The sequence below is a fragment of the Streptomyces sp. NPDC005438 genome, from assembly GCF_040606315.1.
Classification (GTDB): Bacteria; Actinomycetota; Actinomycetes; order Streptomycetales; family Streptomycetaceae; genus Streptomyces.
In genome coordinates this window covers 194,516-212,129 of the sequence record NZ_JBEXEP010000004.1, presented here as the reverse complement: position 1 = coordinate 212,129, position 17,614 = coordinate 194,516, and the positions used below count along the sequence as shown (strand labels likewise).

Genomic DNA, 17,614 nt, shown 5'->3' with positions numbered 1-17,614 from the left:
ATGGCCGACGAGAACATCCCCGCACCCGACAGCACCCCCGACCTGCCGCCCGAGGAGGGCACCACCGTCCTGGAGGGTGCCGCGATGCGCGTGGAGCCGGTGAGCCTCGAGACGGAGATGCAACGCTCCTACCTCGACTACGCGATGAGCGTGATCGTCTCCCGTGCCCTGCCCGACATCCGCGACGGCCTCAAGCCGGTGCACCGTCGGGTGCTGTACGCGATGTACGACGGTGGATACCGCCCCGAGAAGGGGTTCTACAAGTGCGCCCGCGTGGTGGGCGACGTGATGGGCACCTACCACCCCCACGGTGACACCTCCATCTACGACGCCCTCGTACGACTGGCCCAGCACTGGTCGATGCGGATGCCGCTGGTCGACTCCAACGGCAACTTCGGCTCCCCGGGCAACGACCCGGCCGCGGCCATGCGGTACACCGAGTGCAAGATGGCCCCGCTGGCCATGGAGATGCTCCGGGACATCGACGAGGAGACCGTCGACTTCCAGGACAACTACGACGGCCGTAACCAGGAACCGGTCGTCCTGCCCTCCCGTATCCCCAACCTGCTGATCAACGGCAGCGCGGGCATCGCGGTCGGCATGGCCACCAACATCCCCCCGCACAACCTGCGCGAGGTGGCGTCCGGTGCCCAGTGGTACCTGGAGCACCCGGACGCCACCCAGGAGGAACTCCTGGACGCCCTGATGGAGCGCATCAAGGGCCCGGACTTCCCCACCGGCGCCCTGGTGGTGGGCCGCAAGGGCATCGAGGAGGCGTACCGCACCGGCCGGGGCTCCATCACCATGCGGGCCGTGGTGGAGGTCGAGGAGATCCAGGGCCGCCAGTGCCTGGTGGTCACCGAACTCCCCTACCAGGTCAACCCGGACAACCTCGCCCTGAAGATCGCCGACCTGGTGAAGGACGGCAGGGTCGGGGGCATCGCCGACGTACGGGACGAGACCTCCTCCCGTACCGGCCAGCGCCTGGTGATCGTGCTGAAGCGGGACGCGGTGGCGAAGGTCGTCCTCAACAACCTGTACAAGCACACCGACCTGCAGACCAACTTCGGCGCCAACATGCTGGCCCTGGTCGAGGGCGTCCCCCGCACCCTGTCCCTGGACGCCTTCGTACGCCAGTGGGTGGCCCACCAGGTCGACGTGGTCGTCCGCCGTACGCAGTACCGCCTGCGCAAGGCCGAGGAGCGCGCCCACATCCTGCGCGGCCTGCTGAAGGCGCTGGACGCCATCGACGAGGTCATCGCGCTGATCCGGCGCAGCGACACCGTCGACGTGGCCCGTACCGGGCTGATGGACCTGCTGACCATCGACGAGGTGCAGGCCAACGCCATCCTGGAGATGCAGCTGCGGAGGCTGGCCGCCCTGGAGCGGCAGAAGATCACCGCCGAGCACGACGACCTCCAGGCGAAGATCAACGAGTACAACCAGATCCTCGCCTCCGAGGTGCGGCAGCGCGGCATCATCTCCGAGGAACTCGCCGCCATCGTCGAGAAGTTCGGCGAGGACCGGCGCAGCCAACTGGTGCCCTTCGAGGGCGACATGTCCATCGAGGACCTGATCGCCGAAGAGGACATCGTCGTCACCATCACCCGTGGCGGCTACGTCAAGCGCACCAAGACCGTGGACTACCGCGCCCAGAAGCGCGGCGGCAAGGGCGTACGGGGCACGAAGCTCAAGGAAGACGACATCGTCAACCACTTCTTCGTGTCCACCACCCACCACTGGCTGCTGTTCTTCACCAACAAGGGCCGCGTCTACCGCGCCAAGGCCTACGAACTCCCCGACGCCGGACGGGAGGCGCGCGGCCAGCACGTGGCCAACCTGCTGGCCTTCCAGCCCGACGAGCAGATCGCCAAGATCCTCGCCATCCGCGACTACGAGGCCGCCCCGTACCTGGTCCTGGCCACCAAGTCCGGCCTGGTGAAGAAGACCCCGCTCAAGGACTACGACTCCCCCCGCTCCGGCGGCGTCATCGCCGTCAACCTGCGGTCCATGGAGGACGGCCGGGACGACGAACTCATCGGCGCCGAGCTGGTGTCCTCCGAGGACGACCTGCTGCTGGTGTCGAAGAAGGCCCAGTCGATCCGCTTCACCGCCGGCGACGACACCCTGCGCCCGATGGGCCGCGCCACCTCCGGTGTCAAGGGCATGAGTTTCCGTGAGGGAGACGAACTGCTCTCGATGAATGTGGTGCGGGCGGGTACGTTCGTCTTCACCGCCACCGACGGCGGTTACGCCAAGCGCACCGGTGTCGACGACTACCGCGTCCAGGGACGTGGCGGTCTGGGCATCAAGGCGGCCAAGATCGTGGAGGATCGCGGTTCGTTGGTCGGCGCGCTGGTGGTGGAGGAGAGCGACGAGATCCTCGCCATCACGCTCAGTGGCGGCGTGATCCGTACGCGGGTCAGCGAGGTCAGGGAGACCGGGCGTGACACCATGGGCGTCCAACTGATCAACCTGGGCAAGCGTGACGCGGTGGTGGGTATCGCCCGTAACGCCGAAGAGGGCCGAGAGGCGGAGGAGGTCGAGGCCGTGGTCGAGTCCGCTGTCGGCGGCCTGCCGGACGACGCCCCGGAGGATTCGGAAGCCCAGGACGCTTCGCAGTCCGCTCCGGTGAGCGAGGAGAAGGAGTAACGGCGTGAGTGGTGCCCAGCCGCGTTCGCAGGCCCAGCCCCAGCCGCAGCCTGGGGCACGGCAGCCCCAGCCGGCGGCCGAGCCGGGCACCACCGGCCCCCACCGGCCGCCGAGCGCCTACCCCCCGCCCCCGGCCAAGAGCCCCCAGACCGGCGGTCACTCCACCCAGGGCCAGGGCGTACGGGTCGCCCGCACCGGCGCGAGTACGGTGCCGCGCACCCGCAAGGCCCGGCTCCGGGTGGCCAAGGTCGACCCCTGGTCGGTGATGAAGGTCAGCTTCCTGCTGTCCATCGCCCTGGGCATCTGCACCCTGGTCGCCGTGTCGGTGCTGTGGATGGTCATGGACGCCATGGGCGTCTTCTCCACCGTCGGCGGCACCGTCTCCCAGGCCACCGGTTCCGAGGGCAGCAGCGGGTTCGACCTGGAGTCCTTCCTGTCGCTGCCCAGGGTTCTGCTGTTCACGGGCGTGATCGGGATCATCGACGTGGTCCTGGCCACCGCCCTGGCCACCTTGGGCGCCTTCATCTACAACCTGTCGGCCGGCTTCGTCGGCGGTGTGGAGCTGACCCTCGCCGAGGACGAGTAGGCCCACCACGGGCCGTCGTCCGGCCGTCCCGGCGCCAGCCGGTTTCCCCTGCTGGCGCCGGCTCCCAACGGATTTTGGGCACGCGTCGAAGTGCGCTAACCTTTCCGTGCAGCGCGGGGCTATAGCTCAGATGGTTAGAGCGCATCCCTGATAAGGATGAGGTCGGAGGTTCAAGTCCTCCTAGCCCCACAGCAGTTGAGGTAACGGAAGAGGGCGTCTCCCCAGGTGGGAGGCGCCCTCTTCGTTGTGGTGGGAGTGCCAGGGTTCTCCCGGGAGACCCTGGGCGGCTTGTCGCGGTGGGCGACCGGAGGCTGGGAACTACCGCCCTGGGCCGGTGCCCGTACTGTCGTCGCCCTGGCGGGCCGGCGGGAGCGAGGGGCCGTGACCGGCGCGCGGGTTCCTCCGGGTTCTTCGGTGACCGGTGCGGTGGGGCCGGGTGCCAGGACGGGTTCGGCGGGGGTGTGTCCGGTGGGCCGGTGGACCTGTGGGCGTATGCGGTGGGGGCCAGTGACGAGGTGTAGGCGCCACTAAACTCTCTGGTGGAGAGCTGCGGCGGTAACGGGTGCGCGGTGTGGGGTGGTTGGAGGCTTCTGGCCCCTGGCCGGTGCACTGGCTTACCGCTGTGGGGGGAAGCCGGTGCACGTGCGAGGGGGGCGTGGAGGTGTTGCCGTTGGAGGCGGGAGACCCACGCGAAGTAGGGCGGTACCGCACACTGGGGCGGCTGGGCGCCGGGGCGATGGGCCGTGTGTATCTGGCGCGGTCCCCGGGGGGCCGGTGGGTGGCGGTGAAGGTGGTGCATCCCGAGCTGGCCAGGGACAGGGAGTTCCAGCGCCGGTTCGCCCGCGAGGTGGAGGCGGCCCGCCGGGTGAACGGGGTGTACACGGCGGCGGTGATCGACGCCGACCCCGAGGGGAGCCCCGCCTGGCTGGCCACCGCCTACGTGCCGGGCGGCTCGCTGACGGGTGCCGTGACGGAGCACGGGCCGTGGCCTGTGGCGCATGTACTGGCGCTGGGGGCGGGACTGGCCGAGGCGCTGGAGGCGGTCCACGCGGCCGGTGTCGTGCACCGTGACCTCAAACCGTCGAACGTGCTGCTCGCCACCGACGGCCCCCGGCTGATCGATTTCGGGATCGCGCGGGCGGGCGACGCCAGCCAACTGACCCTAACCGGTGCCCGCATCGGCAGTCCGGGTTACATGTCGCCCGAGCAGGTGGTGGGCGACGTCGTCGGTAAGGCGAGCGACGTCTTCTCGCTGGGCGCGGTGCTCGCGTTCGCCGCTGCCGGGGTCGGTCCCTTCGGTAGCGGGCCCGTGGACGCGGTGTGTTACCGCATCGTGTACGAAGAGCCCCGACTGGACGAACTGCCCGCCGAGCTGCGGGAGTTGGTGGGCCGGATGCTGGCGAAGGAGCCCTCGGACCGACCCACGGTCCCCGTTCTGCTCGCCGAACTGGCCCAGCTCACCGCCGCCGAACAGCCGGCCGCCCACCAGGTACTCGGCGGGGAACACTGGCTGCCCGAACCAGTCGCCCACACCTTCCACTTACGCGCTGCCACGCCACCGAACGGTCTGCACACCCAGTCGCCCCCGCCCACGGCCGGGGCCCCGGAGACCCCTGCCGTCGGCCCCGCCGACAGCCGTACACCGGACCCTGAGGACCACTCCCCACGTGCGGATCACCCCCCGGTATCCGACCGATTCGTCCCCCACCCGCCGCCCGGCCAGGAAGGACCTCAAGGGGTGCCTGGCGTGCGGGAGTTCCCGGCCTGGGACACCGGCCAGGAGTCTGTGCGCGGCTCCCTGGGCAACGGTGAGGGGTCCGCGCCGGCAATGCGGGACAGGAGCCGCGGCAGGCTTTCCCTCCTGCCCTTCTTACGCGAGAGCCCGGACGCCGTGGAAGGTTCACCCTCTTCACGCTTTCGTTGGCGTCCGTCGACCCGTCTGGGCACCGCTGCCGTCGCGGTCCTGGCGCTGGCCGTCGGGACGCCCTTCGTTCACCGGTGGTCCGACAGCAGTCCCGATCCGGGCGTCTGTTCCGCCCGAGCCTCGCTCCTCGGTTTCTCCGACCGGTTGGACGGGCGGGTGTCCGGGCTGTCGTCCGTCGCGATGGACGGGGCCTCGCGGGCGGTGGCCGTCTCGGACACGACGGAAGGATTCGAGGGGCGAAGCGCCCGGCTGTACGAACTGGCAATGGGCGACCCGGGGAAACCGGACGAGACGCGGATCATCAGGAGTACCGCTCTCCGGCTCGACAAGGACGAGTCCCGCGCCGTCGGGCCCTTCGATCCCGAGGCGGTGGTGCCGGAGAAGGGCGGGAAGACCGTTCTCGTCGCCTCGGGGCAAGAGCCGTCGGTGAGCCGCTTCGACCGGAAGAGCGGCCGTCTGCTGGACACGTTCAAGGTGCCGGAGACGGACGGTGGCGGAGTGGGTTACGGCCTGGAGTCCATGGCCCTGAGCAAGGACGGCAGGTCCCTCTATGTCGCTCAGACGGGTTCCGTGCGAGGCGGCGTCGGTGACAGCAGGCCACAGGCCCGCGTCCTGCACTACAAGGGCAGCCCCGGAGGCCGGTACAGGGTGGAGCGGGAGTTCGACTATCGCCCCAGCCTTGGTACGCAGCTGACCGACTTCACGACGACCGACGACGGGGACCTCCTCGCCCTGGAACGCGCCTACGTGAAGGGCAAGGGGTACCAGGTACGGGTACACCGCGTCTCTCCGGGCAAGGCAGGCGACGGTCGCTCGACGGGCACGTCCTCGGCGCCTGATTCGTCCGCCGGGGCCGGAGAGCGCAAGTGGATCTTCAGCCTGCACCGTTGTCCCGACCAAGGAGCCCCCGCACCGGGAAACCGGCCGCACCCCCTGGTGCACAACGTCGAAGGCATGGCTCTCGGGCCGAAGTTGACGACGGGAAGACACCGGGGGCGGCAGGTGCTCTACCTGGTCTCCGACGACACGGCCCCCGTCAAGAACTACACGAGGTTCTACACGGTCGCCCTCGACCTTTGAGTGCTCCTCGGAAGGACGCCGGCTGGGATCGGGAGAGCGAGGTTGCGGACCGGGACGTGTCGCCTTGCCCACGGAGTACCGGTCGCCGACGAGTTTCGGCGACGGAGAGGGGAGTTGTCGGGCAAGCCGGGAAACGGCTGACGGGCACGGTCTCGTGGACGGTACCGGCCGAGCGGATACGGGCCGTGCCCGTACTGGTCGAGGCCGGCCGTCCGCTCCCGGAGCCAAGGGCGACGGGCCCGTACCGGTCACCCCCCAGACCCTCCCACCCCCACCCGTCCCCGAACCCTCCGCCATGGGGGGCTGGTGTGGGCTGTCTCGGGCGCTGGCCGGCACCCCCTGAGGGGCGCTGCGGGGGCTTCAACTGACGCTGTCCCCAGGGGGGTTGGTGGCGAGGCTCGGGTGGGTCGTACCTCGTCGCCGGGGACCAGGATCGGCCTCGAACGGGTCCGGGAGCCTCAACGGGTGGGTGGGGAAGGGGAGTTGGCTTCGACGGGGGTGTGGGGCGCTGTGGGCTCGCGCTTTCGCGGTGGGGTGCTGTGGCACTCGTGATTTCCGTGATCGCGGTGAATGCGGAGAGGCCCGAACAGTCGATCTTTCACCGTGGTGATTCGGGGAGTTGGGGCGGGCGTCGTCTGGTCGAAAGCTTCACCGGAAAGAGGGGAAAGGGCTTACCGGAGGAAAGTTTCGTTTCTCGGGCTTTCTCGAAGGTTATCTACATTCCGTTATTCAAAAGTAATCTCTACCCACACATGGTCAAACAGGATTGAGTCGGGCATAGTTGTTTGTCCTTCTATCTCGGGGGTGAGGATGAGGGTTCGAGTTGATGTCGGGACGGACGTGCCCACGCTGCGCTGGGAAGACGTACACGGTCCGGCCCGTGGGGTGATGTACGAGCTGCTGGCGGGCCAGGATCCGATGCTGGCCAAGTCGTTGCACGAGAACGGGCCGGGGAGTGGTGGAACGGGACCTTTGGGTGTCGCCATCCCCCAGTTCCGGGGAGCCGCTTCCCGTAACGGGGTCTACACCACTTCCCAGGACGGGTCGATCTGGATGGGATCTCCGATACCGGAGATCGCCGGCAACCTGGTTTCGGCGATTTCCGCGCGAAGGGAGATTCGTTGGGGCGCCGCACTTCTGAAGATCAAGGGATTCGCCGTGGACATGCCTTTGTCCAGTACGGAGAAGACCTTTGAACTGATCACGGCCACACCCGTCGTTCTGCGGGACGGGGCGCGTTATCTGCTTCCCGACGACGACCGCTACACGGAGTGCCTGAGGGAGAACCTGGAGCGCAAGGCCGACTTCCTGGGGCTTCCTCCGCCCCTCGACGTAGGGGTGGTCGCCGCGGGGCCCCGTCGACGGATGGTCGTCAAGGGCACGCTCCGGGTCGGTGCCCGGCTGAGGGTACGTGTGGAGGCGGACCCGAGGCTGGTCGAGGCGCTGCGCTCCTGGGGCCTGGGGATGGACACGATCCAGGGGTTCGGCTGGATCCGTTGACCGGTTCGGCGTCGGACGTACCCCCGCCGCGCCGTACCGATGGGGTGCCCCTTCCCGTCCCACCTCGGTGAGGGGGCACCCGTGGGGTCGCCGGCCCGGCATGGCTCCGGTGGGTGGGGTCGTGAAGCGCCGGCCACCCTGGGGGTGTTCCGGTGGGTGTGCGGGCGGTGCCCGCCGGCGGGGGGGGGTCTGGTGGTGGTCGCTCGGGGCTCGTGGAGCGGCGTTCCGGGGTCGTCGTGGTGCCTTTGCGGTGGCTTCGTGGCGTCTTCGCGGGACGGCGTAAGTCCCTGGTGGTGGTGGGGTTTTCGGGGTGTGGGCGCGGTGATACGGAGAGTGCCCGGAATGCTCCGGTTTTCCGGGCCGCGATCGCTTTGTGGGCGGCGGTGGTTGGGTATCATCGGGCGCCAAGTAGGTCCCAACGTCTAAGAAGGACGAGGTAGCGCGGTGAAGAAGCTTCTCCTGGTCGCACTGGCCGCCATCGGCGGGCTCCTCGTGTACCGCCAGATCCAGGCGGATCGCGCCGAGCAGGATCTGTGGACGGAGGCGACCGACTCCGTGCCCGCGGGTTCCGACGTCTGACTCTCAGACGGAGCGCACTGGCTCCGAGGCCCTGACCGCTGTGGTGGTCAGGGCTTTTGGCGTATGGGGGCTCTTGAGGGGGGCCCTGTCTGAGGGGCCGGCGTTACGTGTCGGGGCGCCGTTGAGGGCGCCGGCACGTACAAGGGCCAGCCCCGACCCCGTACCGCGAACAGTCCCGCGTCCTCGCCGTTGCCGCACGGTCGGTCACGCCCAGGGGGCCACGGATCACCCGCCGCATCCCCTCGTCACGTGCCCAGCGGTGAGCCCCGTACGGGGAACGCGGAGGCCACCACGCGCACCGACCACAGGTGCCCCCACTCCACCGTGTACGGCCCCCGGCTCACGGAGCACCCGGGCGCCCACACCATGTAGCCCCGGCCGGCCGCAGCCCCCCGGGGCGCGCACCCGCCCGCACGTACCGCGATCGCGTACCGCGCCGCCCTCGCCCCCGAGCCAGGTGCGTGCCCACGCCACCCAAGGCCCCCGGACAACCCAGGGCCCCAGGGCGCTCCCCTTCGCCCCCGCGAACCCGTGCCCCCCACCCGGCAGTCCCGACAGCACGGCGCCCCAACGCCCCAACGCCCCCACGTGCCCCGCCCGCCCGAACTCCCACACCCCGCCCGCCCGAACTCCCACCCCCCCCGCCCGCCGCCGGGTGGCCTCGGCAGCCAGGCGGTCGGGGTTGTTGCCCGGGTGTGACGGTGGAGGGGTTGCCGTGTGCCGAAGCAAATGAATACGGTGCTGAGGCAAACGGTGCGAGGTGCCGGACGAGGGGCGGAAGTCCGTGGTGCTGAACGGGAGAAGGTGGCTCTGGGGGGTGTGGGCCGGTGTCGTGATCGTTGCCATCGCCACGAGGCCACCGCCACCTCGCGGTCAGCGTCGGCGTGGACGCCGTCAGGCTGGCCCGCGACGGGGCGACCGGCGTCACCCCGTGGGCGGACGTCAGGGGGGCGGGCCACGGCGGGCCCGTACCACCGGGCGTCGGCGCTGGGCGTGGGCGACCACCGGGCCGGCGACGCCAACAGGCGGACGGGCGGCGGGAGTTCGGACCACGACCCCGGCCCGGTCGGCGCCCCGCTGGGCACGGCGGCCGGCACCCTGGTCGCCGGACTGGTCGCCCCTCTGGGCGCCCTGATGGTCTCGGGCCCGCCCTGGCTCGGGTTCGGTCGTACCCGGCGGGCGTGCCCCGTCCGGGCCGGCCCTCCTCGGGTGAGCACCGTCACGGCGGCGTACCACGGGCCCGGTACGGGATACGGTGCCCTCCCCACGAGTGACGGGCGCACCCGCACCCTCGGCCTGGACGCCGAGGAGGCACTCCGCCACCCGCCGCCGGCGACCGGCCGAGGCGCACTGGCCGAGCGGCGGAAGGCACGGAAGGGGCCGAAGGCCCCGAGAACCCCCGGACCCGTGGGACCCCAGGGAAGGAGTACGCGGTGAGGCGGTTGACCAGGACGGCGTGGACCGGCGCGGTGGCCCTCGGAGTGCTGGGAGCGCTGGGAGTGCCGTCGGGGCTGTCCGGGTCGGCGCTGGCGGACGGGTCCGGGGACGAGGTGCCCCGCTACCGGTTCGCCCAGGACGCCCGGCACACCGAGGGCTCCCCCATCAGCACCGACGCCCCCCGACTCAAGGTCGGCCGCCACACCGACGAACTGTCCGCCGACGGCACCGCCTACTACCGGGTCCGGGTGGACGAGGACCACGGCACGTACCTCTCGGTGACCGCCGTACCCCCGCCCCGCACCAGCGTCGCGCCCTCGGACGGGCTGCGGGTCACCCTCCAGGGCACCGACGGCCGAGCCTGTGACCGGGGACGGGGAGGGTTCGGCGCCCGGGACGCCGCCTTCCCGCTCACCGTCTCCGTGCGGTGGCAGCCCGAGGGCAACTGCCCCGAGGGGGACTACCTGCTGGTCGTCGGACGGGTGGGCAAGGCCGCCAGCGGGCGCTGGCCGATCGAGCTGTCCCACATGGCCGAGCCGCGTATCCGCGCGGGGCAACGGTTGCCGCCCCCGGCCACCGGCACGGAGCCCAGCCGTACCCCCGGCGTCCGGGGCGAGAGCCGCCGGATCAGCGGGGGTACCGGGTTCAACGACGCGGTGGGCGTGGCTGACGGCACCTACCGTGACCGGTTGCTGCCCGGGCAGGTGCGGTACTACCGGGTGCCCGTGGAGTGGGGGCAACGGCTGAACGTGGCCGCCGAGTTGGGCGCCCCCGACGACGGTGACACCAGGCCGCCGACCGCACTGGGGCTGGCCGTCCACAACACCACCCGGACCCCGGTACTGGTCGCGCCCCGGGGCCGTGGCGACGGTACGGCCCCGGTCAGCCTGTCCACCCCGACCGCCTCCTACGACAACCGCCGTCAGACCTCGGCCAAGGTCACCACCATGCGGTTCTCCGGCTGGTACTACCTGTCCGTCAGCCTCGCCCCCCAGGTGGAGCGGGTGCAGCGGGAGGCGCTGCCCCTCACCCTCACCGTGCGGCGCGAGGGAACGCCCGGCACCTCGCCCCGGTACGAGGGCGACCCGCACGCGGCCGGCTTCGGGGTCAGCGACGAGGACCGCAGGCAGGCCCGCGAGGGCGTGCCGGCCGACCACACCGCCGAGGAGGAGAGCGGTACCGGGCCGCTGGTCTGGGTCCTGGCGGCCCTGGCGGGGCTGCTGTTGGCGGCGGCCCTGGTGGCCCTGGCCCTGCGCGGGCCGGCCGCCCGACGCCGCTCCCGCCGCCGCGCGGGACGAGCCGCGCCCCCGGTCACGGACGGTGCGCCCACCCCTCGCACGGGTGAGGGGCACCCCGGGGACCGGGGGTGGGGCGCGGAAGGTTACAACTGTCCGAGTGGCCCCGGTCAGGGGTCGGACGACGGTCCGGCAGGACCTGAGGGAAGGGGCTCGTGGTGAGGCGGCTGACCAGGACGGCGGGGGCGGGCGTCGCGGCGCTGGGGGTACTCGGAGTGTTGCCCGGGCCGGCGCTGGCGGACGGGTCCGAGGACGAGCTGCGCCCGTACCGGTTCGCCCAGGACGCCCACCGGATCAAGGGCACCAAGAAGAGCACCGACGCCCCCAAGCTGCCCACCGGTCTGTCCCGGGACTCGCTGTCGGACGATGAGACCGCGTACTACCGGGTCACCCTGGACGACAAGGCGCACTCCTACTTCTCCGTCACCGCGGCGCCCAAGCCCCGGTCGGAGGTGGACGTGCGCGCCTACCTCAGGGTGAGGCTGCTCGACCCCGGCGACGGCGAGTGCGACCAGGACGACGCCAGCTTCGTGAACGACTCCTCGGCCTTCCCGATCACCGCCGTGGTGGAGAGCGCCCCGGAGGGCGGTGACTGCCGCCCCGGCCAGCACCTGCTGGCCGTCACCCGCGTCCACTCCACCGACGGCGACCCCGAGCCCTGGCCGGTCGAGATCAACGCCATGCGGGAACCGAGGATCAGGCCCGGCCAGCAACTGCCGGCCCCCAGCAACGAGAAGGGCGGGAGCAAGGGCGTCGAGCCGCCCCGGGTCGAGGGTGAGCCCCGGAAGATCCGGGGCGGTACGGGGTTCAACGACGCGGTGGGGGTCCAACAGGGCGCCCGACGGGACCTGTTGCTGCCCGGACAGTTCCGCTACTACCGCATCCCCCTGGAGTGGGGCCAGACGCTGCGGACCAGCGCGGAGATCGCCAACACCCAGGGCGACCGCACCTCGGTGAGCGCCGGACTCCAGCTGCGGGTGCACAACACGGTGCGGGGGACGGTCGTCGGCGAGGAGCAGACGTTCACCGGGATGCCCCAGACGATCAACGTCCAGACCCCGAAGGTCTCCTACCGCAACCGGGACACCGGGGAGACCGATCTGGAGGGTGCCCGGTTCTCCGGCTGGTACTACGTCTCGGTGGCGCTGACCGGCGAGGTCGCCGAGGAGGCGCCGGACGGGCTGCCGGTCAACGTCCGGTTCCAGGTGGTCGGCAAGCCCGAGAAGGTCCCGGAGTACAAGACCGACCCGCACGCGGCCGGCTTCGGCGTCAGCGACCGGGACCGTAGGCAGGCCCGGGACGGCCGGGCCGCCGACGAGGCGGAGGACGACGGGAACAAGAGGCTGATCGCCTACGCCGGACTGGGCGCCGGGACGGTGCTGTTGGTGGGGCTGGGCCTCTGGTTCTGGCTGCCCCGACGTCGGGCGGCGGCCACGGCCGACGGCCCCGACACCTCCGAGCCGCCCACCACCCCGGCACCCCCACCGGCCGGCTACGGCTACCCCGGGGACGGCGCACAGGGCGGTTACGGCCACCCGCCCCAGGGCGGCCGGGACGGTTACGGCTACCCGCAGGGGGGCGGCTCACCGGACGGCCGTTGACCCGCGCCCCGTCCGGTCGGTGACCGCCGGGCGCCCCGACCTCCCCCGGGGCGGGGGGAGTTGTCAGCGGGCGGTCAGCGCAGTTCCCTGGGCGGGGTGCGGCGTACGTCGACGTCCTCGGTGCGCTCCAGCTCGCCCCAGACGACGTACCGGTAGTCGGAGGTGAACACCGGGGTGCAGGTGGTGAGGGTGATGTACCGGCCGTCGCGGTGCTTGCCGGACCCCTTGGGCACCGGGTTGAGGACGTCCACGTTGTACTTGGAGGTCTTGGGGAGCGTCTCGAAGACCTTGTAGACGTACCAGGTGTTCTTGGTCTCGAAGACGATCCTGTCGCCCTTGCTGATCTTGTCGATGTGGTGGAACTTCGCCCCGTGCCCGTCCCGGTGCGCGGCCATGGAGAAGTTGCCGGACTGGTCCTGGGGCATGGCCGACTTGACCGGGTGGGTGTAGTAGCCGGCGATCCCCTGGTTCAGCTCCTCGGGGTCGGTACCGCGCTTCACCAGTATCTCGGCGTTCTTCATGGCCGGTACGTGGAGGAAGCCGACGCCGTCCTTGGTGTCGATCTTCCCCGGTACCCCGGGCCCCCGGTTGTCCGCCCAGCCGTTACGGATCCGGTCACCCTCCCGCTTGGCCTCCCGGTCCGCCAGCACGTTGGTCCACCACAGCGAGTAGACGACGAACAGGGCCAGCACCACCCCGACGGTGATCAGCAGCTCCCCCGCCAAGCTGACCACGGCTGCCGCACGGGAGCGCGGGGTACGCCCGGCCCGGTCCCCGTCCGAACGGGCCGGCCGCGCGGGGGAGTCGGCGGCGGAGGCAGCCTCGGAGTCGCTGGTGGCGGCGGCCGTCACCGGGTCGGGCTCGGGGGTCCCGGTGTCGGTAGTCGCCGCGTCGGCGGGCCGACTGTCGGGGGGCCCGGTGTCGGAACTCCCGGTGTCGGTAGGGGACTTCTCCTCGGCAGCGGGCCGGTCGGCCCCGGCCGGCTGGGCATCGGCGTCCACGTCTGACGGGGTGTGGGAGTCCTCGGCCCCGGAGGGCTCCGGTTCCTCCTCCGCGTCCGCCGGCTCCTCGCGCCGTGGTGAGGGGACCCGGTCCGCTCCGGTGAACTCCCCGGCCTCGGCCGGCTGTTGGGACTTCTCGTCGCCGTCCGGGACCTCGGGGGAGTCGCTGGTGTCCTTCTCCGGTCCACCGGTCTGGTCCTTGCTGCCCGGATCGGACACCGCGTCCGCCCCCCTGTTCGTCAACTGATCAGCGCGTCCGGCTTCCCCTTGGACCGCGCTCGTTCCTCCACCATCTTGCCCCAGACGATGAGGCGGTACTTCGAGGTGAACTCCGGGGTGCAGGTGGTGAGGGTGAGATACCGCCCGGCCTTGCGGAAACCGGACTCCCTGGGGACGGGGGCCACCACACCGATGTTGCTCGGCGGGGTGGAGGCGAGGCGGTGGTGCACCTCGTAGGTGAAGTAGCGGCTGGCCGTCTCGACCACGATCTTGTCCCCGGACACCAGGCGGTTGACGTAACGGAAGGGCTCCCCGTGGGTGTTGCGGTGACCGGCGACCGCGAAGTTGCCCTTCTCGTCCCAGGGCATGGCCGTCTTCACGCCCGAGTCCTTGTCGTAGTGGCCCACCATGCCCCGGTCCAGGACCTTCTGCTTGCTGATGCCCTCGGCGATGGGCACCCGGACGTCCAGCTTGGGGATGTACATGATGGCGAAGCCCTCACCGGGGGAGAACGCGCCCGGCTTCCGCTCGGAACGCTCGGAGAACTCCTGGGCCAGCCGGTTGGCCTGACCCTTCGCCTCCCGGCCGGCCAGGACGTTGGTCCACCACAGCTGGTAGGCGACGAACAGCAGCATCAGCACGCCCAGCGTGATGAAGGCCTCCCCCACCCCACGGCTGATCACCGCCACCGGACCCTCACGGCGGGCCCGGATGGCGCGGCGGGTCTCCAGGCGGGTGCCCCGCGTCGGCGGGGGAACCGGGTCGCGGCCCCGGCGTCCGGCCCTGCGGCGTTCGGCACGCCCCGGAGGCCGTACCTCGGCCTGCCGCAGCGCCACCGTCTGGTCCATCGGCTCCGGGTTCCGGGGTGCCGGGCCGCTGTCCGACGTGGAGCCGGCCCGGCGCCGGCCCCCTCTGCCCCCGGTCTCCGGCGGTTCCGCCGTACGGCGTCCCCGGCCCCGACCGGCCCTGCGCGAGGGGGAGTTGGCGGCCCGGGCAGCGGCCCGGCCTCCCCCGGTCGCCGAGGTCGCCGCGGAGGTCGGCGTTGCTGCTGCCGCCGTTGCCGCCGCCGTTGACGGGGTCGCGTCGGAGGGCACCACCGGCATGGCGGCGGTCGTGGTCGTCGCGCCGGTGGTCGTGCCCGTGGGTCCGGTCGGGGCTTCGCCGCCCTCCCCCGCCCGGGGGGCCGGTACCGCGCCGGACGACCGGTCGTCCGGCGCCCCCTCGACGCGCCGCCTGGGCGCCGTGCCGCCCCGTGCGGCGCCGGCGAACGGGTCCGGGGCGGGAGCGGGTACGCCGAGGGAGTCGCCGTACCCCTCGGGGCCGCCGGGGGTGGCGGGCGTCTGGAAGTCCGCCGCGCCGTAGTGCCGTTCACCGAGGTGCGGGTCACCGAGGTCCTGCGGGCCCGGCGGGTACGGGGTGGCGCCGGTCGAGGGGAGGCCCGGGTCCTGGGGCGGGTACGGGGTGGGAGACGGCTCCCCGTCGGGGGCGGCCGGCCCGGAGGACCTCGGCTGGAACCAGGGGGAACCCTCGGCCTGTGCGGAGTCCGTGGCGGGCCGCGCCTCGTTCGCCGGCTGGAACCAGGGGGAGGCGGCCGGCGGTTCCTCGCCGGGGTGCCCCTCGGTGGCCCCGCCGGGCCGGGGCCCGCCCACCCGGGCCCCGCCCAGGGTGGAGACGGTCGGAGAGGCGGGAGGCGGGGCGGAGGCCTCGGCAGGGGGGTGCGACCAGCGGTCCGAACGCTGGCCGGGCAACGGGTCGTTGAGGGGGTCGGCCAGCGCGTCCACGCCGTCCAGCTCCGCCTCGCTCGGACGTCGACGGCGGCCGTGCCCCGTGCCCCAGTGGTTCTCGCCCCCCGGACCTGAGACGTTCACCCGCCTACGCCCCCACCACCGGGGCGAGGCCCCGGGAGCGTTCCACCGCGTCCGGGTCCCCGCACTCGGCCAGCCAGTTGGCCATCATCCGGTGCCCCCACTCGGTCAGCACCGACTCGGGGTGGAACTGGACGCCCTCCACCGGCAGGTCACGGTGCCGCAGCCCCATCACCATCCCCGACCCGGTCCAGGAGGTGACCCTCAGCTCCTTCGGTACGGAGTCGGGGCGGACCCCCAGCGAGTGGTAGCGGGTCGCGGTGAACGGTGAGGGCAGGTCACGGAAGACACCCACCCCCTCGTGGGTCACCGGGGAGGTCTTGCCGTGCAGCAGCTCGGGGGCGCGGTCCACCGTTCCCCCGTAGGCCACGGCCATCGCCTGCATCCCCAGGCAGACCCCGAACACCGGCAGCCCGGCCTCGGCGCAGTGGCGCACCATCTCCACGCAGACGCCGGCCTGTTCGGGGGCGCCGGGACCGGGGGACAGCAGTACCCCGGCGAAGCGGTGGCCCTCGGTGGCGTCCTCGGGGCGCAGCGCGTCGTTCCGCACCACCTCGCACTCGGCCCCCAGCTGGTGGAGGTACTGCACGAGGTTGAAGACGAAGCTGTCGTAGTTGTCCACGACCAGTACGCGCGTACTCACGAAATCAACCCGCCCGACCCTCGTCCACGGTCACGTCGTTGAAGGGCAACATCGGTTCGGCCCAGGGGAAGACGTACTGGAACAGTACGAAGACGACCGCGAGCGCCAGGAGCAGCGAGAGCAGCGCCCGCGTCCATGTGTTGCCCGGCAGATGTCGCCAGATCCAGCCGTACATCTCCTGGTGGTCCCTTCCGTTGACGCGTTCCCAGAGTAAGGGGAGTGGCGACCGGGTTCGGGCCTCGGCCGCCCAACTTGACCGTCTGGGGGCCGAACCCGCCCGGGTCGGTGCCCCCGGTCGCCCGAAGCCGACCGACTCCGCTCACCCCGGCCCGCCGCCGGGAGGTCCGGGGCGGGGTGCGTCCGGTCGCGGTCACCTCAGTCGACGGGCTTGGCCGCCTGGAGGTCCACGGTGCCGGTGTACCCGGGCAGGGTGACCGCGTGGTGCTCCTCTACCTTCCACCCCAGCCCGTACGCCTCCACGTACTGCAGGTAGTTGCTGATCGCCCGGTCCTGGTCCAGCGCCTTGCGGAGCTTGCCCCGGTCCCCGACGGCGGTGACCTTGTACGGAGGTGAGTAGACCTGGCCCTGGAGGATCAGGGTGTTGCCCACGCAGCGCACCGCGCTGGTGGAGATCAGCCGCTGGTCCATGATCTTGATGCCCTCGGCCCCGCCCCGCCACAGGGCGTTGACCACGGCCTGGAGGTCCTGCTGGTGGATCACCAGGTCGTTGGGCTCCGGGTCGGGGATGCCGGGGCGTTTGGCGGTGGCGTCCGGTGGGGCGTCGGTGAGGGTGACGGTCAGTCCACGGCCGGACAGCTTCCTGGTCCCGGCGGCCCGCTCCAGGGAGCCCAGCCGCTGGTCGTCGGCCTCGCTGGAGCCGCCGTCGCGCTTGGCCAACCGGTCCACCTGGGCGCGGATTCCGGCGGCGGTGGACTCCAGTTCCTTGTTGGTCCGGCTGCGTTCGGCGATGAGGTCGGACAGCCGCAGCATGGAGTCGTCGGTGCGGAGGTTGGTGCCCTGGGCGGTGTTGAAGCTGATCCAGAAGATGAGGCCGGCGAGGGCGAAGATGCCCGCCGTTGCCAGGCGCACCGGTCGGAAGCGTGAACTGGTCACCGTACCCTGGTCTCCCTCCGCCCCTCGGAAGGACTACGCTAGCTGACCACCGAAGCGTTTTTCCCCCGTGGCTGAGCAATGGACTCCGTACCGGCCCAGAGGGAGGACGGGCAGCCCAA

Annotated in this window: 13 protein-coding genes, 1 tRNA gene and 1 pseudogene; 10 read left to right on the top strand and 5 right to left on the bottom strand. The window is 71.6% G+C overall.

Annotated features, from left to right (window positions below):
* The 10 genes and pseudogenes from gyrA (at nucleotide 1) to ABZT14_RS11170 (ending at nucleotide 12,654) form a co-directional block, all read left to right on the top strand.
* The gene (gene gyrA / locus ABZT14_RS11215; RefSeq protein ID WP_356299630.1) at nucleotides 1–2,652 is read left to right on the top strand and encodes a DNA gyrase subunit A; all 2,652 of its coding nucleotides are present in this window, start codon (nucleotides 1–3) and stop codon (nucleotides 2,650–2,652) included.
* A gap of 4 nt (nucleotides 2,653–2,656) precedes the next feature.
* Nucleotides 2,657–3,238, top strand: a complete 582-nt coding sequence (locus tag ABZT14_RS11210) for a DUF3566 domain-containing protein (protein WP_356299629.1) — start codon at nucleotides 2,657–2,659, stop codon at nucleotides 3,236–3,238.
* A 115-nt stretch (nucleotides 3,239–3,353) separates the two neighbouring features.
* A tRNA-Ile gene (locus ABZT14_RS11205) sits at nucleotides 3,354–3,427 on the top strand.
* 472 nt (nucleotides 3,428–3,899) lie between these two features.
* A pseudogene (locus ABZT14_RS11200) lies at nucleotides 3,900–4,679 on the top strand (serine/threonine-protein kinase); the annotation flags it as partial.
* Between the two features lie 387 nt (nucleotides 4,680–5,066).
* Nucleotides 5,067–6,242 (top strand): esterase-like activity of phytase family protein, encoded by a 1,176-nt coding sequence (locus tag ABZT14_RS11195; RefSeq protein ID WP_356300165.1) that lies wholly within the window; start codon nucleotides 5,067–5,069, stop codon nucleotides 6,240–6,242.
* Nucleotides 6,243–6,781: 539 nt separating this feature from the next.
* Nucleotides 6,782–7,012 (top strand): hypothetical protein, encoded by a 231-nt coding sequence (locus tag ABZT14_RS11190; protein ID WP_356299627.1) that lies wholly within the window; start codon nucleotides 6,782–6,784, stop codon nucleotides 7,010–7,012.
* A gap of 40 nt (nucleotides 7,013–7,052) precedes the next feature.
* The gene (cas6, locus tag ABZT14_RS11185; protein ID WP_356299625.1) at nucleotides 7,053–7,742 is read left to right on the top strand and encodes a CRISPR-associated endoribonuclease Cas6; all 690 of its coding nucleotides are present in this window, start codon (nucleotides 7,053–7,055) and stop codon (nucleotides 7,740–7,742) included.
* A 444-nt stretch (nucleotides 7,743–8,186) separates the two neighbouring features.
* Nucleotides 8,187–8,321, top strand: a complete 135-nt coding sequence (locus tag ABZT14_RS11180; RefSeq protein WP_217628745.1) for a DLW-39 family protein — start codon at nucleotides 8,187–8,189, stop codon at nucleotides 8,319–8,321.
* Nucleotides 8,322–9,754: 1,433 nt separating this feature from the next.
* Nucleotides 9,755–11,215 (top strand): hypothetical protein, encoded by a 1,461-nt coding sequence (locus ABZT14_RS11175; RefSeq protein ID WP_356299622.1) that lies wholly within the window; start codon nucleotides 9,755–9,757, stop codon nucleotides 11,213–11,215.
* Entirely contained in the window at nucleotides 11,212–12,654 is a 1,443-nt protein-coding gene (locus tag ABZT14_RS11170; RefSeq protein WP_356299621.1) for a hypothetical protein, read from the top strand. The genes ABZT14_RS11175 and ABZT14_RS11170 overlap by 4 nt, the downstream gene beginning before the upstream one ends.
* A gap of 74 nt (nucleotides 12,655–12,728) precedes the next feature.
* Here the strand turns inward: ABZT14_RS11170 and ABZT14_RS11165 are convergent, their stop codons facing one another.
* The 5 genes from ABZT14_RS11165 to ABZT14_RS11145 form a co-directional block, all read right to left on the bottom strand.
* A complete protein-coding gene (locus ABZT14_RS11165; protein WP_356300162.1) occupies nucleotides 12,729–13,388 on the bottom strand; it encodes a class E sortase in 660 nt (219 codons plus the stop codon).
* A 506-nt stretch (nucleotides 13,389–13,894) separates the two neighbouring features.
* Nucleotides 13,895–15,742: a class E sortase gene (locus ABZT14_RS11160; RefSeq protein ID WP_356299620.1), complete on the bottom strand. Its 1,848-nt coding sequence runs from the start codon at nucleotides 15,740–15,742 to the stop codon at nucleotides 13,895–13,897.
* A 4-nt stretch (nucleotides 15,743–15,746) separates the two neighbouring features.
* Nucleotides 15,747–16,382: an aminodeoxychorismate/anthranilate synthase component II gene (locus ABZT14_RS11155; protein ID WP_356299618.1), complete on the bottom strand. Its 636-nt coding sequence runs from the start codon at nucleotides 16,380–16,382 to the stop codon at nucleotides 15,747–15,749.
* A 4-nt stretch (nucleotides 16,383–16,386) separates the two neighbouring features.
* Nucleotides 16,387–16,557 (bottom strand): hypothetical protein, encoded by a 171-nt coding sequence (locus ABZT14_RS11150; RefSeq protein WP_356299616.1) that lies wholly within the window; start codon nucleotides 16,555–16,557, stop codon nucleotides 16,387–16,389.
* 200 nt (nucleotides 16,558–16,757) lie between these two features.
* Nucleotides 16,758–17,495 (bottom strand): DUF881 domain-containing protein, encoded by a 738-nt coding sequence (locus ABZT14_RS11145; RefSeq protein WP_356299614.1) that lies wholly within the window; start codon nucleotides 17,493–17,495, stop codon nucleotides 16,758–16,760.
* Nucleotides 17,496–17,614: the final 119 nt, after the last annotated feature.